This window comes from Corynebacterium sp. ED61 (assembly GCF_015233855.1).
Classification (GTDB): domain Bacteria; phylum Actinomycetota; class Actinomycetes; order Mycobacteriales; family Mycobacteriaceae; genus Corynebacterium; species Corynebacterium dentalis.
Genome location: NZ_JADGIT010000001.1, coordinates 288718 through 312865, shown reverse-complemented (window position 1 = coordinate 312865; position 24148 = coordinate 288718). Strand labels below are relative to the sequence as shown.

Annotated in this window: 22 protein-coding genes; 13 read left to right on the top strand and 9 right to left on the bottom strand. The window is 61.1% G+C overall.

Annotated elements, in window-relative coordinates; translation table 11 throughout:
* Position 1: 1 nt before the first annotated feature.
* Positions 2 to 1021, bottom strand: coding sequence for a 3,4-dioxygenase subunit beta (locus IM764_RS01390; RefSeq protein WP_099299196.1), 1020 nt, complete (start codon positions 1019 to 1021; stop codon positions 2 to 4).
* A gap of 218 nt (positions 1022 to 1239) precedes the next feature.
* On the opposite strand from IM764_RS01390, the gene nadD reads away from it, so the two are divergent.
* From nadD to holA, 7 genes are all read left to right on the top strand, one after another.
* Positions 1240 to 1947, top strand: coding sequence for a nicotinate-nucleotide adenylyltransferase (nadD, locus tag IM764_RS01385; RefSeq protein ID WP_099299258.1), 708 nt, complete (start codon positions 1240 to 1242; stop codon positions 1945 to 1947).
* Positions 1948 to 2106: 159 nt separating this feature from the next.
* Positions 2107 to 2580 (top strand): ribosome silencing factor, encoded by a 474-nt coding sequence (gene rsfS / locus IM764_RS01380; RefSeq protein ID WP_099299197.1) that lies wholly within the window; start codon positions 2107 to 2109, stop codon positions 2578 to 2580.
* Positions 2581 to 2617: 37 nt separating this feature from the next.
* Positions 2618 to 3388, top strand: coding sequence for a histidine phosphatase family protein (locus tag IM764_RS01375; RefSeq protein ID WP_099299198.1), 771 nt, complete (start codon positions 2618 to 2620; stop codon positions 3386 to 3388).
* Positions 3385 to 4260: a DegV family protein gene (locus IM764_RS01370; RefSeq protein WP_099299199.1), complete on the top strand. Its 876-nt coding sequence runs from the start codon at positions 3385 to 3387 to the stop codon at positions 4258 to 4260. Before IM764_RS01375 ends, IM764_RS01370 begins: the two co-directional genes overlap by 4 nt.
* Before the next feature lie 108 nt (positions 4261 to 4368).
* The gene (locus IM764_RS01365; protein WP_099299200.1) at positions 4369 to 5265 is read left to right on the top strand and encodes a helix-hairpin-helix domain-containing protein; all 897 of its coding nucleotides are present in this window, start codon (positions 4369 to 4371) and stop codon (positions 5263 to 5265) included.
* The gene (locus IM764_RS01360) at positions 5252 to 7246 is read left to right on the top strand and encodes a ComEC/Rec2 family competence protein (protein WP_099299201.1); all 1995 of its coding nucleotides are present in this window, start codon (positions 5252 to 5254) and stop codon (positions 7244 to 7246) included. The genes IM764_RS01365 and IM764_RS01360 overlap by 14 nt, the downstream gene beginning before the upstream one ends.
* 8 nt (positions 7247 to 7254) lie before the next feature.
* Complete coding sequence (gene holA, locus IM764_RS01355) at positions 7255 to 8226, top strand: DNA polymerase III subunit delta (RefSeq protein ID WP_099299259.1); 972 nt, start codon at positions 7255 to 7257, stop codon at positions 8224 to 8226.
* Here holA and IM764_RS01350 read toward each other — a convergent pair.
* The 3 genes from IM764_RS01350 to IM764_RS10315 form a co-directional block, all read right to left on the bottom strand.
* A complete protein-coding gene (locus IM764_RS01350) occupies positions 8223 to 9278 on the bottom strand; it encodes an ADP-ribosylglycohydrolase family protein (RefSeq protein WP_099299202.1) in 1056 nt (351 codons plus the stop codon). The two genes, holA and IM764_RS01350, sit on opposite strands and share 4 nt — an antisense overlap.
* Before the next feature lie 179 nt (positions 9279 to 9457).
* Positions 9458 to 9721, bottom strand: a complete 264-nt coding sequence (gene rpsT / locus IM764_RS01345) for a 30S ribosomal protein S20 (RefSeq protein ID WP_099299260.1) — start codon at positions 9719 to 9721, stop codon at positions 9458 to 9460.
* Between the two features lie 223 nt (positions 9722 to 9944).
* Positions 9945 to 10523, bottom strand: coding sequence for a type II toxin-antitoxin system PemK/MazF family toxin (locus tag IM764_RS10315; protein WP_228073198.1), 579 nt, complete (start codon positions 10521 to 10523; stop codon positions 9945 to 9947).
* A 121-nt stretch (positions 10524 to 10644) separates the two neighbouring features.
* On the opposite strand from IM764_RS10315, the gene lepA reads away from it, so the two are divergent.
* Together lepA and IM764_RS01330 are read left to right on the top strand one after the other, a co-directional pair.
* On the top strand, positions 10645 to 12495 hold the full coding sequence (gene lepA / locus IM764_RS01335; RefSeq protein ID WP_099299203.1) for a translation elongation factor 4: 1851 nt from the start codon (positions 10645 to 10647) through the stop codon (positions 12493 to 12495).
* Positions 12496 to 12587: 92 nt separating this feature from the next.
* Entirely contained in the window at positions 12588 to 13181 is a 594-nt protein-coding gene (locus IM764_RS01330) for a hypothetical protein (protein WP_099299204.1), read from the top strand.
* Positions 13182 to 13232: 51 nt separating this feature from the next.
* On the opposite strand, the gene IM764_RS01325 is transcribed toward IM764_RS01330, so the two are convergent.
* The 3 genes from IM764_RS01325 to IM764_RS01315 all read right to left on the bottom strand — a co-directional run bounded on the left by IM764_RS01325 (position 13233) and on the right by IM764_RS01315 (position 16190).
* A complete protein-coding gene (locus IM764_RS01325; RefSeq protein ID WP_228073197.1) occupies positions 13233 to 14150 on the bottom strand; it encodes an NADP-dependent oxidoreductase in 918 nt (305 codons plus the stop codon).
* Positions 14151 to 14204: 54 nt separating this feature from the next.
* Positions 14205 to 14990: a DUF2786 domain-containing protein gene (locus tag IM764_RS01320; RefSeq protein WP_194186623.1), complete on the bottom strand. Its 786-nt coding sequence runs from the start codon at positions 14988 to 14990 to the stop codon at positions 14205 to 14207.
* Positions 14991 to 15146: 156 nt separating this feature from the next.
* Complete coding sequence (locus tag IM764_RS01315; RefSeq protein ID WP_194186622.1) at positions 15147 to 16190, bottom strand: bile acid:sodium symporter family protein; 1044 nt, start codon at positions 16188 to 16190, stop codon at positions 15147 to 15149.
* Between the two features lie 197 nt (positions 16191 to 16387).
* Between IM764_RS01315 and IM764_RS01310 the strand changes: the two genes are divergently transcribed.
* The 4 genes from IM764_RS01310 to IM764_RS01295 all read left to right on the top strand — a co-directional run bounded on the left by IM764_RS01310 (position 16388) and on the right by IM764_RS01295 (position 20529).
* Positions 16388 to 16990: a metallophosphoesterase gene (locus IM764_RS01310; RefSeq protein WP_194186621.1), complete on the top strand. Its 603-nt coding sequence runs from the start codon at positions 16388 to 16390 to the stop codon at positions 16988 to 16990.
* Between the two features lie 79 nt (positions 16991 to 17069).
* On the top strand, positions 17070 to 18002 hold the full coding sequence (locus tag IM764_RS01305) for a hypothetical protein (protein ID WP_194186620.1): 933 nt from the start codon (positions 17070 to 17072) through the stop codon (positions 18000 to 18002).
* Between the two features lie 2 nt (positions 18003 to 18004).
* Positions 18005 to 18787 carry a hypothetical protein gene (locus IM764_RS01300; RefSeq protein WP_194186619.1) on the top strand — a complete coding sequence of 261 codons (783 nt, stop codon included), beginning with the start codon at positions 18005 to 18007 and terminating at the stop codon, positions 18785 to 18787.
* Positions 18787 to 20529, top strand: coding sequence for a thiamine pyrophosphate-binding protein (locus tag IM764_RS01295; RefSeq protein WP_194186618.1), 1743 nt, complete (start codon positions 18787 to 18789; stop codon positions 20527 to 20529). Before IM764_RS01300 ends, IM764_RS01295 begins: the two co-directional genes overlap by 1 nt.
* A gap of 73 nt (positions 20530 to 20602) precedes the next feature.
* On the opposite strand, the gene IM764_RS10515 is transcribed toward IM764_RS01295, so the two are convergent.
* Together IM764_RS10515 and IM764_RS01285 are read right to left on the bottom strand one after the other, a co-directional pair.
* The gene (locus tag IM764_RS10515; protein WP_194186617.1) at positions 20603 to 23110 is read right to left on the bottom strand and encodes a DEAD/DEAH box helicase; all 2508 of its coding nucleotides are present in this window, start codon (positions 23108 to 23110) and stop codon (positions 20603 to 20605) included.
* Positions 23111 to 23311: 201 nt separating this feature from the next.
* Positions 23312 to 24073, bottom strand: a complete 762-nt coding sequence (locus tag IM764_RS01285; RefSeq protein ID WP_194186616.1) for a site-specific integrase — start codon at positions 24071 to 24073, stop codon at positions 23312 to 23314.
* Positions 24074 to 24148: the final 75 nt, after the last annotated feature.

The following is a 24148-nucleotide window of genomic DNA, read 5'->3' as shown; positions in this document are numbered from 1 at the left end:
CTTAAGAGCTGGCACTGCTGGAGCTAGCGTTAGGAGGAGTGCCGCCCGGGCCTCCCATATCGCCGGACGGGGGAGTGCCGCCGGGGCCACCCTGGCCGCCGCCCATGCTCGGAGATTCTTGCTCCGTGGTGGTGTCCACGCCCACGTTGATGTTCATGGTGTAGCCGGACTTGATATCGCCGGTGGTCTCCGGCAGCTGCGCATCCGCGCCATCGCTGAAGATTCCATCCGTATCCAGGCTGACCTTGGCGAGGTTTTCCGCGGAGCCGTCATAGTTGCTCACGGCGTAGACGTCATTACAGACGTCTTCAGGGATCGCGATTTGGCTGGTCAGCACGGCATTAGTGGCGTCGGAAATGGACTCCTTGTCCGGGAACACTTCGAAGTGCAGGTGTGGCCAGCGGCCGTCGTAACAGCCAGGGATGATGCTGGTGAACGTTACCTTGCCGTCTTCGCCTACCACCTGTACGCCACGGCAGTAAGTTTCATCCTCCACGCCTTCGCTGTACATGGAGTAGCGACCTTGTGCATCGCAGTGCCAGAGGTAGACGGCGGCGCCGGTCATTGGACCGTTGTTGTTGGCCATGTCGATGATGTTCATGGTCAGCGTCATAGGAATGCCGTCTGCCGTGGCGCCGCCACCGATGCTGCTGCGGATGTCTTGGCGCTCCACGCCGACTTCCTCGAGCACGTCGGGGCCGTTGCTGCCGTCGCCAGGGTAGGGGCCACCAGTTTCGGTGTTCATCTCGGTGATGTTGTCCACTGAGGCGGCAGTTGTGGCAGCAGCGGAGGAGGTAGCGGAGCTGCTCGCTGCAGAAGTACCGGAACCAGGAGAGCATGCGGCGAGGACCGTGGCGCCAGCGCCAATGCCGAACATGCCCAGCAAGCCGCGGCGAGAAACGCGGTTCTGAATGGTGGTCAGATCGAAGTGTAGACCCTGGTCTTCGATGTCCTCTTCCGGGCGATCAAGGGGACGACCTTCAAAGGTCGTCTGGTTGTTGGTGTTCTGAATGGGAGACATAGCGGGGTGTCCCTTTCTAGTCGAGGGGGCAAGTGGTCATGCGAACAAAATTGAGACTAAGATCCGCTGCTGTGATGGATGTCCCATCCGCATTCAGGTAGCACAGGAAACGAATCTGAGAATCCTATGAGGGACATGTCATCTTCTCCTGGCTGCCTGCGAGTTTTCTGAGAGCCACAGCCCGGAAAACCCCTTCACGAGAACGTATGCTGGTGCGCATGACTTTTCAGCGACCCACGCGCCGGATCGGCATCATGGGCGGCACATTCGACCCAATCCACCACGGACACCTAGTGGCGGGAAGCGAAGTGGCGGATCTTTTTCACCTGGACGAGGTGGTCTTTGTCCCCACCGGGCAACCGTGGCAGAAGAAGGACAAGCACGTCTCCCCAGCGGAGGATCGCTACCTCATGACCGTGATCGCCACCGCGTCCAACCCGCGCTTTCAAGTCTCCCGCGTGGATATTGATCGAGGGGGAGACACCTTCACCATCGACACTCTGGCCGATATGCAGCGCGAATACCCCGATGCTGAGCTGTTTTTCATTACGGGTGCGGATGCCCTCAGCAAGATCGTCACCTGGCGCGACTGGGAGTCCATGTTTGATCTCGCTCACTTCGTTGGCGTGACGCGCCCGGGTTACACCTTGCCGGGTATTGGTGATGGTGAAGACGCCGACGCCACCCTTGCCCCACTTCAGTCTGAAGTCGACGCTGGGCGCTTGAGCCTCGTGGAGATTCCGGCAATGTCCATCAGCTCCACTGATTGCCGAGACCGCGCGGCACAAGGTCGGCCTGTCTGGTACTTGGTGCCTGATGGAGTGGTGCAGTACATCGCTAAGCACCGCATGTATGCCCCAAAAGACAATGCTGCGAATCAGACGTCAGTGATGGATCTCGCGGACTCGAGGGAATCCGCAGACTAGGACACTTGCTGACTAGGGGCTAGCGGCCACAACGCGATACGATAAGTGTGTTTGCGCGAAGCGCACGTCCGCCATTTTTCTATTTCGATTCTTGAGCCTGTTTTGAGATTCCCATGAGGTTTCTCGACGGCCGCTCAAGACACTGTGAAAGGTTTATTTTTGACTGCCACCCCTGAAGCCATTGACCTAGCCTCCGTAGCAGCGCGTGCTGCCTCGGACCGGCTGGCAGAAGACATCTTGGTTATCGATGTTTCTGACCGCATGGCCATTACCGACTGCTTTGTCATCGCTACCGGCGATAACGAGCGCATGGTCAACTCCATCGTCGATGAAGTTGAAGAAGCACTGACCGTCCAAGGCATCAAGCCGTTGCGTCGTGAAGGACGCGGCGATGGACACTGGGTGCTGCTGGACTACGGCTCCATCGTGGTGCATGTGCAGCGCAACCAGGAGCGCGAGTTCTACGCGCTCGATCGCCTGTGGCGTGACGCTCCGCAGATCCCCGTTGAGGGCGTGGAGCAGGCGCAGCGCAGCAGCAACTGGGATGACGACGTAGACGTGGACGTCCTGGAAGCAATGAGCATCGATGACTTGCCATTGGCAGGTCCTACTCCCGATAGCGACGAGCTCTAAGCCCGGCCACTTTAGGCACAGGGAAAGCGGAAAAACCATGGCAGAGCGAAGAATAGTTCTGGTGCGGCACGGCGAAACCACCTATAACGCCACCGGACGGATGCAAGGACAGCTGGATACCGAGCTGTCTGACGTAGGCATCGCTCAGGCCACCGCAACGGCACGAGAAATTGCCGATTGGAACGTAGCTGCGGTGTACTCCAGCGACCTCAAGCGAGCTCAGCATACGGCGGAATTGCTGAGTGAGTTTTGGGGAGTTGGCGTCGAAACAGATGCACGCCTGCGCGAAACGGACTTGGGGGAATGGACGGGGGCCAGCCACGAGGAAATCGACCGCGACTACCCAGGCCAACGCGCGTATTGGCGACACGACCCACAGTGGGCGCCACCCGGAGCAGAAACGCGCGTGCAGGTGGCCAGCCGGGCGCACGAAGCGGTCAACGAGCTGATGGAAACCGATGTTTTTGACCGCGGCACCGTGGTGATGGTGGCCCACGGCGGGACCATCGGCGCGTTGACTGCGCAACTGCTGAATTTGCCGATCTTGCACTTCTCCATGTTCTCCGGTCTGGGCAATGTGCGCTGGTCACAGTTGGTGGCCCGCCCCAAATTCCCGGTGGAGGCTACGGAACAATCGCCTGCTGCGATCGACGGCTCCCGCGTGCCCATGACTGTCATGGACAGCGAGAACTGGTGGCGAGATCCGCGCTGGCACCTCGAGGGATGGAACATGGCAGCCACCCCAGGCACCGCCCCGAACGCGCAGTCCGCGAGCCCCGACGAAGGTGGAGAGGACGCACCAGCATGACCGTTCACGTAGTGACCGATTCTTCCTCCTGCCTGACCCAGGAGATGGCGGACAAAGCAGGCGTAACCATCGTTGACCTGCACACCAGCGGCAAGGGTGCAGAGCGCACCACCGCAGGGCTGGGCGCGCTCGAACTAACCGCCTGCTATGCGCGACTGCTGGAGCGTGGAGGAGATGACGGTGTGGTGGCCGTGCACATCTCCAAGGAACTGTCTGCCACGTGGAGCAACGCCACCACGGCTGCGGGTATTTTCGATGGTCTAGTGCGCGTGTTGGACACTAACAGCGTGGCCATGACCAACGGCTTTGCTGCACTCAAGGCCGCCGAGGTGGCGCGCGAAGGCGGCAGCTTGGACGAGGTGGCCAAGGCCGCTCAGGCTGTCATCGCGGAGTCCAACCTGCTGTTGTACCTGCACCGGCTGGATACGATGCGCAAGGGCGGACGCTTGTCTCCCGGCCAGACACTGCTGTCCACGGCCCTGGCGATCAAGCCGATTCTGCGTCTGACCGAAGGCAAGATTGCTCTGGCGGCCAAGACTCGCACCCAGCACAAGGCCATGGAGAAGATGGTGGAGATGGTCACTGCGGTGGTCACCGACGAGGTCCAGCGTGCGGCAGAGGCAGGTACAGACCCGCGCACGGTCAAGGTGGCCGTACAGCAGGTTTCCGCGGTCGAGGTAGCTGAGAAGCTGGTGACGTCCATGCGAGAAAACATTGCGTGCACGGCAGCTGCTGCGGAAGATGCGGCCAAGGAATCCGAGGCTCCGGCACCGAAGATTCCAGAGGTGGATTTTGAACTCATGGAAGCTAGTGAAGTGCTTGCGATTCACTCTGGACCGGGAGCGATCGCGGTATCGACCGTGCTGTGGTGAGCTGAACTTTCCACAACGTTGCATTTTCCACAGGCTCCTGCACTTTCAGCGGAGTAACGGTGGGGTTCGGGCGATAGTTCGGCGCATGTTCGTGGTCGACTCGTCCCCATGGGGGCACAGTGGACGAAGCAATCAGGAAGCGCACAGATCCGGCAACGGATCGATGCGCTGGTTCAGCCCATGCCGGATCACGAGGTAGAGCCGGTGGACTTTGATACCACCGTGGGGATGGGGCGAGTTTCTGCCAAAGCAGTCATCGCGATGGTGGCGGTGCTGGCAATGGCAGGAGCGGTGCTCTTTGGGTGCAGCATGCAGTCCGAATCTCCGGTGGGATCGTCCCCGCAGAACTCTCTTGGTGGCGCGCCGAGCGAAGCAAGTGCTTTGCCCGGACAGATGGCGGCAACGGACGTGCCTGCTGAATCTTCCGCCTCCGTCAGCGCGACTGATGCTGCGAGTGCGAATTCGCAGACCGACGACCCCGAGGTGCCGTTGGTGGTGAGCGTGCAGGGAAAAGTCCCACGGCCAGGCTTGTTGGAGGTTCCCGCGAACACCCGCGTGGGACAAGCGATTGAACAGGCCGGTGGAGGCCTTGCGGGTGCGCAGTTGCATCACATCAACCTGGCAGAGAAGGTGGTGGACGGCATGCAGATCCTCGTGGATGCGCAAGGCAGCGCGGTGACGTATCCCGGAGGGCTGGCAGCTGGAGGAAGTGCTGGAGGAAGTTCTGGCGCCGGTGCCCCTGGTGCGGGGACTGGTGCGCCAACTGGCGGTGGCGGGGGAGCGGGCAGTGGCGCCACGGGGGACGCAGCGAACGCGAAGATCGACATTAACACCGCAGATTCCACTGCACTGGAGACCCTGGACGGGGTAGGGCCAGCCACCGCGACGGCGATCATTACCTGGCGGGAATCCAACGGCGCGTTCACCTCCATCGAGCAGCTCATGGAGGTCCGTGGCATCGGGCCCGCCAAGTTCGAAGCGATGAAAGATCATGTCACCGTCTGATAGTGCGCATGCACTCATCGCTACCCACCGGCAGCGTGCTGATCGGGATGCGCATTCTCCGGAGGCCATCCGTGAGCGCCGCGGGCACGACTTCCGGCTGGTTCCTGCAGCACTGGTTATGTGGCTGGCCGTCGCCGCGACCATTATCACTCGTGGGCCGTGGCCGACCGCCGTCTGTTTCACTCTGGTGGTTGTGCTCGTGGCGTTCCGTTGGCGGGGTGCCTTCGGCCCGACGAGCGCTTTCACCGACCATCTTCTGACCTGGTGGCGCACCGCGGTCGTGGCTCTGGCAAGTGGCGTGATTGGTGCCGGGAGTGCATGGGCTCGGGTTCTTATTCTCGACGCCACCCCGGCGCTCACACAGGTCTTCGCAGGTGACAGCCCGCGTATCGTCGGCGAGTTCACGGTGGCGGGCACTCCGAAGCAACTGGCAGAGGGAAGCGTTCTGATCCCCGTTGATGTACCGCAGCTCGGGACTATTCCGCTGTTCCTCAACGTGGAGAGGGCGCACGGTTCAGCACACCAAGACTCGGCCGAGGCCGCGTCAGTCAGCGGAGCTGAAGCAGGTGAGATCGATGCTCTGAACCTTCAGCCGGGACACCGAATCAGCATGTCCGCAACGATGCAGCTAGACGACCGCCCGGGATTGGCTCCCGTGACGCTACGGGGTGAGCGTGGTGTCGAATGGGCACACGATCCCGAACCAGACGGCGTGTGGGCATGGACGGCGTGGCTGAGGGGCGGACTGCGATGGGCGGTCTCGCCGTTACCAAGCGACGAGGCGGGGCTAATACCTGGCATGGTGGTGGGGGATACCAGCAGGCAATCGCCCGAGGCGGGGGACTGGTTTGTCTCCACGGGACTGAGTCACCTGACGGCGGTCAGTGGGGCCAACGTTGCTGTGGTGATCGGGACAGTGTTGGTGATGCTGACTGCATTGTCGGTGCCGCGACGGTGGACGGCGCTGGGTTGCGCGGTGGCACTTGGCGCATTTGTACTGGTGGTGGGGCCAGAGCCCAGCGTGCTGCGAGCCACTGTGATGGGTTCCGTGGGAGTGGTGGCTGTGGCGACGGTGCGGTGGTCGGATGTGGTGGCTTCGCTGTGCTTTGCGGTGATTGTGCTCTTGCTGCTGTCACCCGGGCTGGCCGTAAGTTTCGGCTTTGCGTTGTCTGTGGTCGCGACCGTGGGCATCGTGCTGTTGGCACCGCGGATGAGCACTAGCTTCTTGAGGTGGTGGACCCACCGTTGTCACGACTGGTGGGCTCGAGAGCCCACCGTGGCAGAAGCGCTGCTAGTGCGGTTGGTGTGCGTGTCCATTGCGGCGGATGCTGTTACAGCTCCGGTGATTGTGCTGATGACCGGTACGGTTTCAGTGACCGCGATTGCAGCGAATCTACTGGTGGCCTGGTGCGTGCCTCCCATCACGGTGGTGGGCCTAGGGCTTGCTCCCATCGGTGGCGTGCTCAGCTCTTTCCACGTGCCACAACAACTAGCGTGGTTGCTGAGCGGAGGGCTCTTGCCACCTGCGTGGTGGATCGTCACGGTCGCGGAAAGCTTAGCCCAGGTGCCGCGAGTGGAAACACCGGGCGGAGCCGTTTGGGGCGTCATCTGGGCAGCGGTTCTCGCCCTGGTGATCTCCAGCGCGTTCTTCCTGCACCGTTGGCGGCAGCTCAGATGGGCGTGGTTAGCCGTTGCTACCGCACTCGCCCTGACGCTGAACTTCGAGGAGCCGCCTCCTGAAGAGCGCGACATGGCCGCGGTGCCCAGCACGGTGAGCCTCGCTGGGAAACGAGTCCATGAGGTCAGCGATGACGAGTACGCACTACGCCTCGAAGGACTGGATCCGCGCGTGGATGTCATCGTCAACCGCAGCTGCGGCCGCCCTCATAACCGGCCGAGCGTCACCCACGACGGCGTGCCGGTGTTCTACCCGTGCCGCGACGGAACAGAACTGACGGACTACACCGGCGGTATGGAATGATCGAACGCATGAGTTCCACCGCCGCGCCGGCCCCCGTCAACCTCATCGTGGGCGCCGATGAATTCCTCGCAGAACGTCGCCGTCAGGTCATCGTCGAGGCCACCCGCAAGCACGCGGGAAATGACGATCTGCCAGTGGAAATCCGCAAGGCATCGGAACTGTCCGCGCCGGAGATCATCGAGCTGCTCAGCCCCTCGCTTTTCGCGGAGGATCGCATCATTGTGGTCTGGGGAATCGAGGACGTGGCCAAGGAAATCGTGGATGCGTTGGAAGCCTCCATCAAGGATCCCGCGCCGGGCGTGGTGCTGATCCTGCTGCACACCGGCAAAGGCCGGAACAAGAAGCTGGTGCAGTCCTGGCCGAAGTTGGGTGCGGTGGTGACCTCTGCCGAAGAGCTGCGGGGACGCGAACTGGCATCCTTTGTGGACCAAGAGTTCCAGGATCGGAGAGTGCGCGTCACGCCCGAGGTATCCAACCTGCTGGTCGAAGCCGTGGGCACCAACCTCCGCGAGCTATCCAGCGCGGTCAGCCAGCTAGTCGCCGATACTCATGGTGAAGTGACCGTGAAGGCCGTGAAGAAGTACTACTCGGGCAAGGCCGAAGTCAGTGGTTTCGAGGTCGCAGACCTGGCGGTTAACGGTCGGGTGGCGGATGCCATGGCCGCGGTTCGCCGCGCCCTTCAGCTGGGGGTGTCCCCGGTGTTGCTGGCCAGCGCCCTGTCCGGAATGGTCGCAGACATCGCCAAGGTGGCAGAGAATCGTCGTATTGATTCCCGACGCCAAGCCGCCGAATTCGGCATGCCCCCTTGGAAACTGGATAAGACCATCAAGCTGGCCCGCCGCTGGTCCCCTGGGGCAGTAGCCCGCGCCGTGCAAGTCACCGCTGACCTGGACGCAGGCGTGAAAGGCCAGGCCGCGAACAATGACTTCGCCATCGAGTTAGCCGTCCGCACGATCGCGGAGCTGGCCCGCTCGAATTAGCGAGCGTCTGCCGCAGGACGAGTCTTCTTGAAGCCCTTCCAGCGGCCGGTGTGAATTGCCTCGTTGTAGCGATCCTCGAACACGTAGCTGCAGTCCTGCTCCCACAGGTCAGCGGATTTCAAATGCGCACCGATCATGGCGCCGGTGACGGCCGCGCGGGTGTTGCGGTTGCCCGGCCAGCTGACGGCCACGTGCAGGAAATCGTGCGGCGCGTACTGATCCTTGTGGTCTAGGTACAGCTGCGCTAGCAGAAGCGCGGACGCGGTACAGGAGGCCGCGTCGTAGCTCTTGCCGAAGATCTTCGCGAACTTATTGCGGTGGGCATAGAGCTCCTCGAAGTTACCGTCCTTCAGGTGAGGCGTGAGGAATTTACGCACCTCGCGCAGGCGCGCGTAGATTTCCGTGAGCGGAACCGCTGGACCCTGCAACTTCCGAATAGCCGCGGAGTTGATGGACTTCAGAATCTCCGACTTTTCCTGATCGCTGAGCAGCACATCGTGGTCGAAGTGGGAATCGCCCGCCAAGCCCTCGGCGATGTCGAACAGGTTGCTTCCTCGTGGTGCCAGCATGACCGTCGCCATGGTGGCAGCAGCGGCGCGGGCGAGATCAGAATCGTGGGTGATGATCGCCTGCAACACGGACCAACCCACACCTTGATCGGAAGGCGCCAACAGGGCACTGGCGGAGGCACGCATGATGGCCGCGGCACCGTTGGAATGTGAAGAGCAGGCTTCCCAGTGGTTGGTGCCCAAATCTTCTAGTCGGTCCAGAGATTCCGTGGTGGCGGTGCCGGAGGAGCGCTCGTAATCCGGATCTTGGTAGTAATCCAAGAACTTCTCGCCGATGACAGCCATGCCTTTGTCTCGATCCAGATCGTCCTGATCGATCCTGCGCATCGCGGAGGACAAAGCCAGAGTCATCAGTGTGTCATCGCTGACAACCAACTTTTCTGGGAGGGGAGTGCACTGTGGATCGTCCTCGTTCTCGTAGGGGTAGCCCCACGCATCGCCGAGGGCTGTACCCAAAAGAGCTGACCGGAAACGGTCGTTCATCGTGAGACTTCTCCTTGAAATCCTTGAAACATGTCAGATCACAATGGCGGTTAGTGACTCACCAGCGTACCCCTAAGCACTATAAAGGCATAAAGCCAGATGGGTGCGCATAAGAAAAAGTCTCCACGTGAAAAAATTCCACATGGAGACTTGTTTCAAGCAAGCCGAACGAGCTGCTATTAAGACAGCTTGTTCAGACGCTGAGCCATACTGGACTTCTTGTTCGCCGCGTTGTTGCGGTGAATGGTGCCCTTGGTCACTGCTTTGTCGAACAGGCGGGAAGCGGTGCGAAGCTGAGCTTCAGCGCCTTCCTTGTCGCCGGCGTCAACGAGGGAGTTGAACTTGTTGGCTTCAGTGCGCAGACGGGCACGGATGGCCTGGTTGCGCTGGCGAGCGATCTCGTTAGTGAGAACGCGCTTCTTTTGCTGCTTGATGTTTGCCATGAGTGGCATACCTCTTTCTATAAATCAGTGTGTGCGTCACTAGTGGCTCACCAGGAGTGTGTGCCCGTGTGTTCTCTGACAAACCGCCCAAGGTCCTGCGGTGTGCGACACGAGCCCCCAAAAGATGAGCCCACATATGAACGAGTTACTAACTTACCAGCACAATTGCCCGAATAGCTAATTGCTTGCGTCGGGAAAAAGAGGGCCGGGAACAAACAGCGGGCTAGGTCCAGCCGAACTCGGAACGCAAACGGGCGGCGATGCGATCAAAACGACGCTCCGGCATGGACACACCGCGACGCTGGATCTCGGATTCGGGGATCTCCAACACCTTGTCCAAACACACGGAAGACTCGCGGCTTTCTCGATCCCACGGACCCGCACCGATGCGCATCCAGTTGTGCTTGTGCATGTGCGCGGGATCAGAGCTGATGAGCAAACCAAACAGCGTGTGCTTGTGACGGCCGACAATCAAGATGGACCGCAGCTGCAGGTCGCCGCCCTTTTGAGTGCGGATGTAGGTCCAAATGACCTCGCCGGGGTCCGCCTGGCCATCCATGTCCGGGGCGTACATCACCGCGCGCGCAAGTTGTTGGGTGGGGACCTTGACGGTCTCGTCCTTGGTGGCCGAATAGATCTGGGCGCCCGACGTCAGGCCCAAGTACTCGTTGAGCAGTTCGAGGCCGTCTTCCAGGTTGTTCTTTGTGGTGAAATTCTTGCGCAGAAAACGGCGCACAGCGCTCCCAGAAGGCTTGTCTGATTGGCCCTTCTGGGAAGTGTGGGAGGCGGGGCGCGCAGTCATGGGCTTGATCATAACGCGAGTGACACTCGCTAGAGGTGCCCTTGACGGGAATGTCTGGGTTTGGGCTGGTCTCTAGTAAGGTTCAGGGGCAGTTACCGATATTTTTTAAGGGGTTCCACGTATGGCAGGCAAGAAGCAGAATTACGCCGCGGAGACGTTCACTGATCCGAGCCGAATTCGCAACTTCTGCATCATTGCCCACATCGATCACGGCAAGTCCACATTGGCGGACCGTATTTTGCAGCTCTCCGGTGTCATTGAGGATCGCGATATGCGCGACCAGTACTTGGACAACATGGATATCGAGCGCGAGCGCGGCATCACCATCAAGGCGCAGAACGTGCGCTTGCCGTGGACGCCACGCACTGGCATGCACGAGGGCGAGCAGCTGGTCATGCACCTGATTGATACGCCCGGTCACGTGGACTTCACCTATGAGGTCTCCCGCGCCTTGGAGGCGTGTGAGGGTGCGATTCTTCTTGTCGACGCCGCTCAGGGCATCGAAGCACAGACCCTGGCCAACCTGTATCTGGCCATGGAAAATGAGCTGGAGATCATCCCGGTTCTGAACAAGATCGACTTGCCTTCTGCCGATCCGGAGAAGTACGCCTCCGAGATCGCGCACATCATTGGCTGTGAGCCGGAAGATGTACTGCGGGTATCCGGTAAGACGGGCGAGGGTGTCCCGGAACTGCTGGACCGCGTGTGCGAGCTGGTGCCAGCTCCAGTGGGCGATGCGGACGCCCCTGCGCGTGCGCTGATCTTCGACTCTGTCTATGACACCTACCGCGGTGTGGTGACCTATGTGCGCATGATGGATGGTGCCCTAGAGCCACGGCAGAAGATCCAAATGATGAGCACGGGCGCCAACCACGAAACCTTGGAGATCGGAGTGGTGTCCCCACAGCCGCTGAAGTCCAAGGGTCTAGGCGTGGGCGAAGTGGGCTACATCATCACGGGCGTGAAGGACGTGCGTCAGTCCAAGGTGGGTGACACGATCACGTGGGCTGCCAACGGCGCTGACGTTCCGCTGAAGGGCTATGCCGAGCCGAACCCGATGGTCTATTCGGGACTGTTCCCGATTTCTGCAGATCAGTACCCCGACCTGCGCGAGGCGATTGAGAAGTTACAGCTCAACGATGCGTCTTTGACCTTCGAGCCCGAGACCTCCGTGGCCCTGGGCTTCGGCTTCCGCTGTGGCTTCTTGGGCCTGTTGCACATGGAGATCACCCGCACGCGCCTGGAGCGCGAGTTCGACTTGGATCTGATCTCTACTGCACCGAGCGTGGTCTACCGCGTGGTTTCGGAAGACGGATCCGAACTGATCGTGCGCAACCCTTCCGACTGGCCGGGCGGCAAGATCCGCGAGGTTTACGAGCCGATGGTCAAGATGACCGTGATTGTGCCTTCCGAGTTCTTGGGTCCAACCATGGAGCTGTGTCAGTCCAAGCGTGGACAAATGGGCGGCATGGATTACTTGTCCGAGGATCGCGTGGAGCTGCGCTACACGATGCCGCTGGGTGAGATCATCTTCGACTTCTTCGATCAGTTGAAGTCTCGCACCAAGGGGTACGCGTCTTTGAACTACGAGGAGAGCGGCGATCAGCTTTCTGACCTGGTCAAGGTGGATATCCTGCTGCAGGGCGAGCCAGTGGATGCGTTCTCGGCGATCGTGCACCGCGACAACGCGCAGTGGTACGGCAACAAGATGACTGTCAAGCTTAAGGAACTGATCCCGCGTCAGCAGTTCGAGGTGCCTGTGCAGGCGGCCATTGGTTCCAAGATCATTGCCCGCGAGAACATTCGCGCACTGCGCAAGGACGTACTGGCCAAGTGCTACGGCGGCGATATCAGCCGTAAGCGCAAGCTGCTGGAAAAGCAGAAGGAGGGCAAGAAGCGCATGAAGAATATCGGCAGTGTTTCTGTGCCTCAAGAAGCGTTTGTGGCTGCGCTGTCCACGGATTCCGATTAATCTGCTTGTGATGTCTTAAGATTTTTCACGCGGGCTGAGTGGTATTGCGGGTTAAAGGCCAAAGAAAGCACAGGAAGCAAGGTGCAGCGCGCATGAATTCTCCGTATGGATCGCCCTATGGCGAAACGTCGCCCACTAATAACCAGGCGTTGAATGCGTGGTTGCAGGGACTGTCCGCACCGCCTCAGTTGCAGGTCAGGGATCAACAAGGGCTGCACACGCAGTTGGCAAACCAGGACGCTCAGCACAGACTAGAGAAGTACCGGCCCACGAAGCCGAAGAAGATTGCGGCGTGGATCGGCGCTGGAATCGGCGGATTGATGCTGTTCGGAGCGGTGATTCCGTCCAGTAGCATGCCATACCTACAGAACTTGCTTTATGGGCTGTCCATGGCCGTGATGTTCGGTGTGCCCGGTAGTTATTGGTTGTGGCGCAACCACGAGGATCAGAAGCTCGTGCGCAACTGGACCCAGGCTAACGTTGCCTACCGCAGGGATTTGGGACGGATGAGTCCGCAGGACGCTCAACTATTTTCGGAGCCTGATCAGGTTCCGGTGCTGCCGAAACGGCGCTGGCTATCGATCTGGGCTGCGGTGATCGTGGCGCTAGTCGTGTTCAGCGTGGTGAGTCCGGACACGACAGATTCAATTGCTCCGCAAACTTCCGTTCCGGGCACACAGTACTAACCACTTCACGGGTGCCATGGCGCCTTGCCAGGGCTCGATCCAGGTCGTTACCTAGACCGGCTGGCCGGGTAGCGTGACCACAGTTTTGCCCTGGGCATGGCCGGTTTCCACGTCTGCCACGGCTTGCGCAGCATCGTCCATGGAGTAGGTTCGGCGCAGGTGGGCGTTGATCTTTCCTTCGGCCATGAGGTCCGCGAGTTCTTCGAACACTGCCGTGTTTCGACGCCGAGTTATCCCCGAACCACCGAGCTGTTCTGCCAGCTTCTGGTCGGCCGCACTGCGAATTTGGCCCTGTGGCACCAGCGTTGCAGCACGCCGGAGTGTCTCCCCACCAGCAGCGTCGACCACCGCGTGGAACTGTTCAGCGGCGCTGTCTAGCTGTTCGGTCCAATCGTTAGCATCGTAAGGAACGAAGGTGGCCCCAAGTTCTTCAACGAAGCCCTTCTTTGCGCTGCTGGCAATGCCCACTACGCGAAATCCCAATACGCGCGCCAGCTGCACGGAGGCCGAGCCCACCCCACCGCCTGCGCCGTTGACCAGCACGGTATCTTCCTCAGCGAGGTCGAGTTCGTGCAGAGCATCCCACGCGGTGCCGAAGGCGACCGGAATGCAGGCTGCATGTCCTGCTGCGAGTCCGCGGGGCACCACTGCGGATTGTTCCATGTTCAACAGGACAAACTGCTGCATCGCTCCGGTGCCTGCCGATGTGCTGCCGAAGACGAGCTGACCGGCATGGAAAGGGGAGTCCATTGGGGCTTCGCGGACAATCCCCGCGGCTTCGCGGCCGATCGCCATCGGAAATTCCACGTCTACTTTGCCGCGCCGATCACCGTTGCGCACTTTGATGTCTGCAGGGTTGACGCTGGCTGCGCGCATTTCGATGAGGATGTCCTTGTTACCCGGCCGAGGCCGAGGGACATCAAAGAACTGCATAACCTCGGGGCCACCGTATTCAGAAAATCCAAACATGCGCATGCTGACCTAGTGTAGGGAAAACCCTCATCACGCAGGCGGCCAGAACAGCTAGCCCGCGTTGCCTCGGGGAAGCACGCCCACAGTGCGCCCCACACGGGTTTGCCCCAAGTCCATGGCTTGGCCTTCTTTGGCACCGTGGTGAAAACTCTGTGCATCGAACGTCCTGTGCCCGGATCTGCTCCTGCGCAGAAAAGGGAAGTGCTCGCGCGCGAGATCTTCGGCCAGTTCTCGATCCTTCTGCAGTACCAATGCGCCACTCATGCCACCGCTGCGTCCAGAAGAACTGTCGGCGTGTGAGCCATCAGTGCTGGCGGCCTGGCCGTAGTCCTCAGTGTGATCGGCTTCGATGATACGCAACCGTGCAGAAATTTCCGAGATGAATCCCGTCATCCAGCTGCGCTTGCGCGTGGGCACTGAGACATTTGGATTCGGCCACATGTCCGTCATCGTGGTGGCTCCCGCAATCATCGCGTTGCTCAAGAATCCATAGAGCATGATCGCCCGTTCGACGTGGTGTGGGCGCCCAAAAATTACTGCTTTGGACACCTTGGAGCTGCGCGGCACCTTAAACATCACCACTTGAGAGTGCAGCACCGTTCCCAAGGCATTGAGCAGCATGAACTGCATGTCCGTATACGTGCCCACGAGGTCGATATCTCGCCGCTCAGCCGTTGCTTTCTCCCCGGCGTTGAGCTGGGATTTTTCCACCCCGTATTGCGCCATCAGCTCGAAGGCCTTGTCTCGGAACACATCCCCCTCGGCTGTGCCCTCGCGGTCTGCGGCCATGCGCAGAAGCTTTTCTACTTTGAGCGTGATTGTCTCTAGTGTCGCCATCGCCGTCCCCTCCCTACAAGTTTGTTTGTTCGACGTCACGCCCGAACTTGTGCGCGCTCGGTCACGATAACAAACGGGTCGGACAGTCCCGCTGGATCAGCGGATATGCCGGTTCGGTTATCCACACTCGCGTTGACTGTGGATAACGAGGACCACCTAGGTCACAACCGTGGAGGGATCCTCGTGCGACTGTGGGGAGGTGGCGGCAACGCCCTTCTTGGCGTCGATCCTGCGCATCAGGAATGCGAACAACGCACCTGAAATGTTGTGCCACACCGCAGCCACCGCACCGGGGATGGCTGCCTCAGCGGACCAGTACTTGCCGGACATACCGGAAGCCAGGCCGGCGGACTGGGTGGCGACCTCGATGGATGTAGTGCGCGCGACCGGCACGCTGAAGCCGAAGACCTTAGCGGCGCCGTAGCCGAACGCGTAGCCCAAGAGGTTGTGGATGATCACAGCCACGATGATGATCAGGCCGATGGACAGCAACGTTTCGGAAGATTTGGCGACGGCAGGGAACACCACTCCGCCGATGGCCAAGATGGACAGCCACGGGAGGATCGGCAGGATCAAGGAAACGAAGCGGTCGAAGATGACACGGATGACTAGGCCGCCGATCACCGGCAACAGCACGGTTTGGACGAGTGACCAGGCCATGGAGGTTCCGTTGACGGGAGTCTCCTCGCCGGCGAGCAGCAGCATGATGATGGGCGTGACCAGGGGAGAAAGCAGGGTGGAGACGCTGGTCATGGTCACGGAGAGGGCGACGTCGCCACGGGCGAGATAGGCCACGACGTTGGAGGTGGTGCCGCCGGGGACGGATCCGAGCATCAACAGGCCGATGGCCAGCATTGGGTTGAGCCCCAGCAACTTGGCCACCAGTATGGCGCCGAGTGGCATGATCACGAACTGGGCGATGACTCCCACCAGGATGGGGAGTGGACGGCGGATCACCAGCGTGAAGTCTGGGAGGGTCAGCGTGAGGCCCATGCACAACATGATGATGGCGATCATCACGGAGATGTGTTCCGCCAAGGGGAGGAAGGGGCTCGGCATGAATAGGGCGAGGATGGCGCCTAGGAGAATGAAGGCGGGGAACGCGAAGACGGCGATGCGGGCGGAGCGCTCTTCTCGTGCGGAGGCCGAAGGTGGCTGTGGAGCAGAGGATCCGGGAGAGCTATTTGCGTGAGACGTCATGTAAATCACCTTATGGGATAGGGATCCTAAAGAATGAAATTTGGGGAATGGAGCGGAGGACAAGGGGAGAAGAAAAGGGGGAGTGGAAGTTTTCACTAGGCTGGGGCGAAGAGCTTTAGAAGTAGCTGCTCGACATAGCGCGTTCGAGGCGCCAGCGGCAGCGGTCCGATTGCGGGCAAAGAGCGAAGGAGAGGGACATGCCAACCACCTGGTTCACCAGCGACCTGCACTTGGGGCACCCTTTCGTCGCTGAACTGCGAGGTTTTGATGACGTAGAAGAGCACGACCGCGTGATCTTGAACAACCTCCGCGATAGTGTGCGGCCGGGCGACACTCTGTGGGTACTCGGGGATATTTCGAGTGGCTGGAGGCCGCAGGAAGAACGTGCGCTTGAGCTGCTGGATGATCTGCTCACTCCTTTGCGCCAGGCGAGCGAACCTCTGCACGTGCACTTGATCAGTGGCAACCATGACTCGTGCCACTCGTTGCACGAGAAGGCCTATGAACGCCAAGCGCGATTTCTTGAAGTATTTGATTCGGTGCAAGATCAGCAGATCATGCGCTGGCAGGAACAAAACGTGTGGTTGAGCCACTTTCCTCGGCCTGGCTTTGAACATGAAGGCATGGCCTCCCGTTTCGACGAGCTGCGCCTGACTGTTCCGTACTTGGTGCATGGTCACCTGCATTCCTCCACACCAGTAACTGCGCCAGGGCAGGTGGACGTGGGAGTGGAAGCCTGGGGGCTGAGCCCCGTCAGCCAGCACATAGTGGAACAAACTTTGTTCGAGAGTGCCCGATAAAGTTCCTAGAACCTGTCCGTTGGTTTAAGATTCCTTGGGAATAATCGAAATAAATTTTCATGAACCAAGGAACACTGACGTGCACAAGAGCAGCTCAGCCTTTTCCATTCGGCGCGTGACGCGCTGGGTGACCAGCGTAGCGATCGCAATGGCGGTCACGGTCGGAGTTGCTGACCCGGCAGCAGGAGCACAAAACGCTCTTCCACAGTTGCCTGCTTTGCCCGCGCTTCCTGGTTTCGATCCCGCTCAGGCTTTGCCACCAGCGCCTGCTGTGCCGAACTCATCTGATGTGCTGGGCAACGTGCCCGTTCCACAACTGCCTGCCGTTCCCGGGATCACCGATAACCCAGCTTTCCCGGATCCTTTGGGTTCCATCGATAACGGCCAGGCCGCCCCGCAGGGCGACGTGATGCTGACCAACGTGCCTGCTCGCACCTCGATGGCGGTGATCATGCCAGGCCGCGTGATCCAAACCCCGAACGCAAACGAGGCTCGTCCAGGGTTGTCTATCGTCAAGCTGTACTTGGCAGATTATGCCCTGCGCAAGGGTGACGGCTCGGACCGCGATACGTACTTGGCAAAACGCATGATCCGTTTCTCTGACGATAATGCCGCAAAGATTATCGACCGCAAGTACCCGCAGGCTATCAACTCCGTGGCCAGGGAATTTGGCCTGGGTAACACGTGGCGGGGCTCCCACTGGGGACTGTCCTACACCTCCGCCATGGATACCGCTCGATACCTAAACAAGGTGCGCCTGTCACGCCCTAATTCCCTGATTCTGAACTGGATGCGCCAGGCTTCGCCGGTAGCTGCCGATGGCACCCAGCAGAACTGGGGAACGTCGACGCTCCGCGGTGTCACCGGCACCAAGTGGGGCTGGTCGGATTACGGTGAGCCGACGGTCGCCTCGGCGTCGATCTCACCAACCTACACCGCCGCAGCGTTCACGTTCGGTGGACCGGGCACGCAGAACGTGGATGTTCGCAGCGCAAACGCGTACATTCACTAGACATGACGGATAAGCACACGGGCGGAAACCCCGACGAATGGGAGACTCGCCACTCGGAGTTCGACAACCCCGACGATCAGCCCACCCAGATGTTTGATCGTGTCCAGCCGCCCGCCGATTCTCCGCGTGACGGCCACCGCGATGATGCGCGCGAGCAGCCTGCCGATCCGAACGGACCCAAGCCACCGGAGTATCACCGCGCTGAGGAATTCCAGCGACCAGATCCGGGCTACCGTGGCGCGCCGGGCGGCTATCCACCGCAGGGAGGCTACCCACCGCAGGGCCGCAATGGATATCCAGCGGGCGCGCACAACCCAGGTGGCTACGCGCCGGCCGGAAACAACTACCCGCCAGCTGGTGGTCCCTACCGTAACGATGGCCCCGGTTACGCCCCTCAGCCGAATCCCCGCGCTCGCGACTACCAGCCCGCCGAGCAGCGACGCTCGGGCAACAGCGGACGCATCGCCGCCTGGGTTCTGGGCATCGGCATCTTGTTGTTAGCACTGTTCATCGCTGGATACATCCTGCTCAGCGGAGATGATTACTCGTCCTCGGACCGCTCGTCCACCACGCGCAGCACCACCGAAACCACAACGACCACTACGGAAAGCTCGCAGGCGCCGACCACCGAGAGCACCCCGGAAACCAGCAGCAACCCGTTTCCATCGTTGCCGGAAGCCCCAACCTTGCCCACGTTCGAGGCTCCCACCATCCAGCCACCGAACCCGGAAGAGCTGCCGAGCTTGCCGGAATTGGACCTGCCAACTGAACTTTTGGGACAGTAATGACGAGTTCTTTGCGGCAAACTCCGCGCACGGTTTCCCACGCGATCGCTCTAGAGATTCTGCGTCGTGGCGCGCGAACCTACGGCGTGGTGGGCAACGGAAACATCTACCTGGCCAGTGAACTGCAGCTCCTGGAGTCCCCGTATACGGACATGCGCCACGAGGCGGGAGCTATCGCCGCTGCGGATGCGCACTACCGCGCCACCGGCGATGTTGCCGTAGCTACCACCACGTACGGGCCGGGCTTCACTAACGCGCTCACGCCGCTCTCCGAGGCTTTGGCCGCGCGCATTCCGTTGGTTTATGTAGCTGGTGTGGAGCCGTTTGTCGACGACACCCTGCGCCCCCGAGCTATGGACGTGGATTCCCTAGGGATCCTCAATGCGCTGAAAGTCCGGACCATCATCGCCGGACCAACCTCGGCAGAAGCTGCCGTTTATACGGCCTTCGAGTTTGCCCGCGATGCGCGGCAGCCAGTGGTGGTAGCCGTGCCACACAACCTGGTGGACGCTCAGCTGGAGCGCGAGGCGATTGAGGACGGCGTGGCCCACGAACTACCCGTGACGACATCGCTGACGGACACCGCCGGGGCGGACGACGCGCAACGCGCAGCGGAGTCCATTATTGAGCAGCTGCAGAATGCTGAACGTCCGTTGTTGCTGGTAGGGCGTGGAGTAGTGGAGTCCGCAACTGCCGTGGAAACCAAGCTGCTGGGCGATCGCCTGGGCGCGCTGTTCGCGACCACCGCGATGGCCCGCGGGGCTGTGGACTCCGAGTGGAGCTTGGGGATCTGTGGCGGCTTCGCTCAGCGCGGACGGCTGGAGACCTTCCGCGCGGCTGATGTGGTGCTGGTGCTGGGCGCCAGCATGAACTTGCTGCAGATGCGCAAGGGCACCGTTTTTAACTCTGAAGCCAAGATTTTGCGCGTGGACTGGGACCCTACTCCAAAGGCCAGCGCGCTCCGCGCACCGTTCATCCAGGTCGATCAGCTGCACCGCGTTCCTTTGGAACAGCTGCTGCCGGTGATGCTGCAGGAACTGGGAGACGCGGATTCGGCAGGGGTGACGCGGGATAAAAAGACCTGGCGCGAGACCATTGGCCAGATCCCGGATGCCGAGGACGAGGCTCTGGACCCGGGTTGCTTCGCCGAGCGCGGCGACGACGGAAAGCTGGATCCCCGGCACGTCTTGCGTCGGCTAGATACATTGTTGCCGCAGGAAAGAAGCGTGGTCACAGACGGTGGCCACTTCCTGGGATGGGTGGGCAAGTACCTGAGCTGCCCCGATCCGCAGGCTACCGTGCTGGTGGGTGGGGCGATCATGACCATCGGATTGGGACTGTCTTCGGCCACGGGCGTGGCCACGGCGCGTCCGGATCGCTTCACCGCCCTGATCAGCGGCGATGGAGGCACGCAGATGGCGATGGCCGATCTGGGGCCGTTCCTCAACGCTGCCTCTCAGGGTGCAGGCGGTGCGCTGTTCGTGATGAACGACGCAGCCTACGGCGCGGAAGTACACCAGTATGTGCCGAAGGGCCTGGAGGAGCAGCCGATGCTGCTGGACGAGGTCAATTTCGCGGAGATTGGGCGAGCGTTTGGTGTGCCCGGCCTGCGCGTGAGCGAGCCGGAGCAGCTAGCCGATGGGGGAGAGCTGGCACAGTTCCTGGCGGATCACCGTGGCAGCGCATGCATCGTGGACCTGGTGATTAGCCGCGTGCCGGTGGCGGACTTCCTGAAGGAATAACAGCTGGTGGTGCTGGCCGGAGGCGCTGTTTGGGGGGCGACGAAGGCCAGCGGCGCAGTGTGGCGATTTCGGCCTAGAGGCGGGGTGCCTCACCGATGCGCTCTCGCTCAGCGGCGATGACCTGATCGATCAGCTTGGCCTCGGAGACATCCACGGCCTCCGGGGTGGAATCCGCCGTGACGGAATCTCGGGCGAAACGATCGAACAACGCGCGCTTGCTGTCCAGCATCTCCATTAGTCGCTCCTCCACCGAGTGTGGGGTGAGCAGGCGGTGGACCTCCACCGTGTTGACCTGGCCCATGCGGTGCGCACGAGCAATAGCCTGGGCCTCTGTGGCGGGGTTGAGCTGCGGCTCGAATAGCACGATGCGGTTGGCGGCCTGAATATTCAAACCCTCGCTGGCCGCGGTGATCTGGCATACCAGCACGGCTCCGGCCTCGGCCGCGGTGAATTCGTCCACGGCTTTTTGCCGGTCCTCGTGGCTGACCCCGCCTGCGATCGGGCCATAGGCACGATCGCCCAAGGTGGATGTCAGGCTCTCCAGCACGCTCCGGAAATAGGTGAAGATGATGGTTTTGCCAGCCTCCGCGCCGTCGTCCAGCAGCTCGGTGACGCGCTCCATCTTGGCGGATTCCTTGCTAGAGAACGCCTGCCGCATGTCCATGAAGTGTCCGCGTCGCACCGCGTCCTCGTAGCGCTCCACGTCGCCGGGCTTGGGTTCCACCCACTCTTCGACTTCCGTCAGCGGAGGCAGCTCGTTCAGCACGTCCACCTGGTTGCGTCGCAGGTAAACCCCTGCGATGGCGTTCTGGAACCCGCTGGCCGTCCCGCGAACCTCCTCCAACTTCTTGGGCATTTCCGCGTCCAAATAACCTAGCAGCACCTCGAATTCGGACACGCGGTTTTCCAGCGGCGTGCCCGTGAGGTACACCGCCAGTTCGGCCTGCTGGGTCAGCGAGTGCACACCTTGGGACTGCTGGGAATCCGGATTCTTCGCACGGTGAGCCTCGTCCACCGCCAGGACATCGATGCTGGTACGGAGACTTTCTGCCAGCATCTTTCCCTTACGAGTCTCCGGATAGCCCGCGATCGCCACACCGCCAGAATGCTGCCACGCCTCAAATTCCACGTCCTTGTCCGCTCCGTGCAGCATGTGCGTGGGCAGATCCGTGAATTTCGCAATTTCGCGCTGCCAGTTGATGCGCAGGGACGGCGGGCACACCACTAGAGCGTGCTTCTTGCCCTCGTCCGCCAGGTGCGCGAACACAGCGAGCGCCTGCATCGTCTTGCCTAGGCCCATCTCGTCGCCGATCAGCACCTTCTGCTGCGCCAGGATGAACTTGGAGCCGAAGGACTGGTACCCACGCAGCGACGCATGCAGCGTGCCCCGCAGCGTAATATCCGCGATCCGCTCCGCGATCTCCGTGGGCACCTCAGAACCGGAGCCCGAGTCTCCGTACGCGTGGAATTCCGCCGCCCGCACCGCGTAGAGATTCCACGCCTCGTCACTGCCGATAGGACGGTGCGGACGCTCAAACGTCCCACCCTCGATGAGGTCATTGACACCCGCGACCGCCACCATCGTCCCGTCCGGAACCGGCGTGAGATTCAGCGGGTCCACCGGTAGATCTCGCAGGTCATCGCGGTATGACAGCAGGTTCGCCAGCGCCGTGACGTACTCCGTGCACGGCACCTTGTCCTGATAGTTGATCACCGGCACTTGCGAATGAATCACGTCCGTGGAGTAGCTCCGCGCCGCCGCGATTGCCTGGTTCGCGGTCTTCTCGCCCACTCCATCGATCTTCATGAGTTCCGACGCCTGGCTCGCCGCAATCTGCGGGATCGTCATATGCGCCAGTTGATTCAGCCTCACGCGACCATCGGTGATCTGATCCAGCACCGATACATCAGTCCGGTTGAGTTCCGCCTGTGCCTGGGCGGTATTGAGCTCTCGGGCTGCCCTCTGCACGGTGGCTTCCAAAGCGTGCTCAGTGGCACGGGCCGCTTGTATGGACCCTAAGGCTTGGACGTGGCGATTGACGAGGTTGGCGTCGACCCAGCTCACGGGCCACCCGGTGAGACACACCAGGTCGGCCTCGATCTGACCACGGAGAGATTCCGGATGGAGGTTGATGAACTCGTTGCGATCCGTGGAGCCCAGGGCGGCGTCGATGCCGGAGAGGATGGAATGGATGGCCGGGACGTTGACGGATTCCATCCACGCGACGACCTGCTCGCCTTCGATGGGGCGGGAGGAGAAGATGCGGCGCAGGCCGCGGTAGGCGCTGGTTTTGCGTGCTTCGTTGGCTTGCGCTTCGAACTGGTTGAGGACGGGTAGCTGGATCCCCGCGAGGTCCTGGCGGAGCTGGCCGAAGTTCATATTGCGGAATTGTGCCAGGTAGGCGGCGGTTTCCGCGGTGGGTGGGAAGGCAAAGACGCGGGCATCGTCATCGCTGCCGATCGTCGGGGCGGTGCCGCCGGAGCTGATGGTGTCTAGACGCCACTGGGTGGCGTCGCGGTGCTGGATCGCGCTGCGGACGTCGCGGATGAGTTGCTCAAGATACTGTGCGTCTGTGCTCACGAACGGTAATGGTACTGGCCGGGCGGATTGCAGTGGTTTTTCTGGAAGGGTTCCGAGGGATCATCTTGGAAACGGTCGCGCGGGGCGAGCGTCAAGACACCTCACGAACATCATCAAAAAACACTTAACCCCCAGGTCCATGCGGATCCCAGGGGCTTCAGTGCTGACGTTTCAAGAGGAAAAGACACCGATCAGCACCAATCACTCGCTGACCTGCACATCTCCATCCACGCCATCGGCATTAACCCCATCGAGTGCACGCAAAGTGCACATCAAATCCTCACCCGCACGCGCTACACGATCAGCAGAATCAGGCCACAGATGCGCATAGGTGGAAAGCGTCACCGTCGCAGACGCATGACCAAGCGCCGCCTGCACACTCCGCACATCCACACCCGCTGCAATCAATCCAGACGCAAAGAAATGCCGCATCGAGTGAGGCGTGACCGCAATCCCCGTCGACCACCGCAGCGATGCGAAGTTGCTCTCCACATCCACCCGCGTCATCGGCTGACCATCCGGACGCAAGAAGATCGACTCATCCGCCCTGCCCGCACACAGCGGCGCCAAAGCCATCGACACATCCTGCAGCAGCGGCACAGTCCGCCTAGACGCCAGCGTCTTGAGCGGCCCTGCAGTGCGATCCACACCCATCTGCCGACGGACCTGAATACGGCGCTGCAAGAACTCCACATCGCCCTTCCTCAGGCCGCAGAGCTCACTCACCCGCAGCCCAGTGCCGGCCAAAGCCGTGACAATCGCCGGGGCATTCCCACGCTGCAAGTTCCCCGCGGCGCGGATCAGGTCCGCCACCTGCTCAGGAGTAGGGATCCTATCCGGGTCCACCTTCCCGCTGACCGCCTCAGTATGGATCCTCTTCGCCGGCGACTCAGGGATCAGCCCATCAAACACGGCCTGATGCAGCACCGTCTGCAGATGCTTCAACAACGACCGGACAGACATAGGCGCCAAACTCTTACCAGACACTGCGCCCGTACCATCGGCCAGACCATTAACCCACGCCTGCACATGCGACCT

What these genes read in the sequence shown, in the direction of transcription:
- IM764_RS01370 (WP_099299199.1), top strand. Translation starts at nt 3,385, where the DNA reads ATGACCGTTCACGTAGTGACCGATTCTTCCTCCTGCCTGACCCAGGAG.
- IM764_RS01320 (WP_194186623.1), bottom strand. Translation starts at nt 14,990, where the DNA reads ATGGCGACACTAGAGACAATCACGCTCAAAGTAGAAAAGCTTCTGCGC.
- IM764_RS01295 (WP_194186618.1), top strand. Translation starts at nt 18,787, where the DNA reads ATGACGAGTTCTTTGCGGCAAACTCCGCGCACGGTTTCCCACGCGATC.
- IM764_RS01365 (WP_099299200.1), top strand. Translation starts at nt 4,369, where the DNA reads ATGGGGGCACAGTGGACGAAGCAATCAGGAAGCGCACAGATCCGGCAA.
- IM764_RS01390 (WP_099299196.1), bottom strand. Translation starts at nt 1,021, where the DNA reads ATGTCTCCCATTCAGAACACCAACAACCAGACGACCTTTGAAGGTCGT.
- rpsT (WP_099299260.1), bottom strand. Translation starts at nt 9,721, where the DNA reads ATGGCAAACATCAAGCAGCAAAAGAAGCGCGTTCTCACTAACGAGATC.
- IM764_RS01375 (WP_099299198.1), top strand. Translation starts at nt 2,618, where the DNA reads ATGGCAGAGCGAAGAATAGTTCTGGTGCGGCACGGCGAAACCACCTAT.
- IM764_RS01325 (WP_228073197.1), bottom strand. Translation starts at nt 14,150, where the DNA reads ATGTTTGGATTTTCTGAATACGGTGGCCCCGAGGTTATGCAGTTCTTT.
- IM764_RS01330 (WP_099299204.1), top strand. Translation starts at nt 12,588, where the DNA reads ATGAATTCTCCGTATGGATCGCCCTATGGCGAAACGTCGCCCACTAAT.
- lepA (WP_099299203.1), top strand. Translation starts at nt 10,645, where the DNA reads ATGGCAGGCAAGAAGCAGAATTACGCCGCGGAGACGTTCACTGATCCG.
- nadD (WP_099299258.1), top strand. Translation starts at nt 1,240, where the DNA reads ATGACTTTTCAGCGACCCACGCGCCGGATCGGCATCATGGGCGGCACA.
- IM764_RS01315 (WP_194186622.1), bottom strand. Translation starts at nt 16,190, where the DNA reads ATGACGTCTCACGCAAATAGCTCTCCCGGATCCTCTGCTCCACAGCCA.
- IM764_RS01360 (WP_099299201.1), top strand. Translation starts at nt 5,252, where the DNA reads ATGTCACCGTCTGATAGTGCGCATGCACTCATCGCTACCCACCGGCAG.
- IM764_RS10315 (WP_228073198.1), bottom strand. Translation starts at nt 10,523, where the DNA reads ATGACTGCGCGCCCCGCCTCCCACACTTCCCAGAAGGGCCAATCAGAC.
- IM764_RS01310 (WP_194186621.1), top strand. Translation starts at nt 16,388, where the DNA reads ATGCCAACCACCTGGTTCACCAGCGACCTGCACTTGGGGCACCCTTTC.
- holA (WP_099299259.1), top strand. Translation starts at nt 7,255, where the DNA reads ATGAGTTCCACCGCCGCGCCGGCCCCCGTCAACCTCATCGTGGGCGCC.
- IM764_RS01285 (WP_194186616.1), bottom strand. Translation starts at nt 24,073, where the DNA reads ATGTCTGTCCGGTCGTTGTTGAAGCATCTGCAGACGGTGCTGCATCAG.
- IM764_RS01350 (WP_099299202.1), bottom strand. Translation starts at nt 9,278, where the DNA reads ATGAACGACCGTTTCCGGTCAGCTCTTTTGGGTACAGCCCTCGGCGAT.
- IM764_RS01300 (WP_194186619.1), top strand. Translation starts at nt 18,005, where the DNA reads ATGACGGATAAGCACACGGGCGGAAACCCCGACGAATGGGAGACTCGC.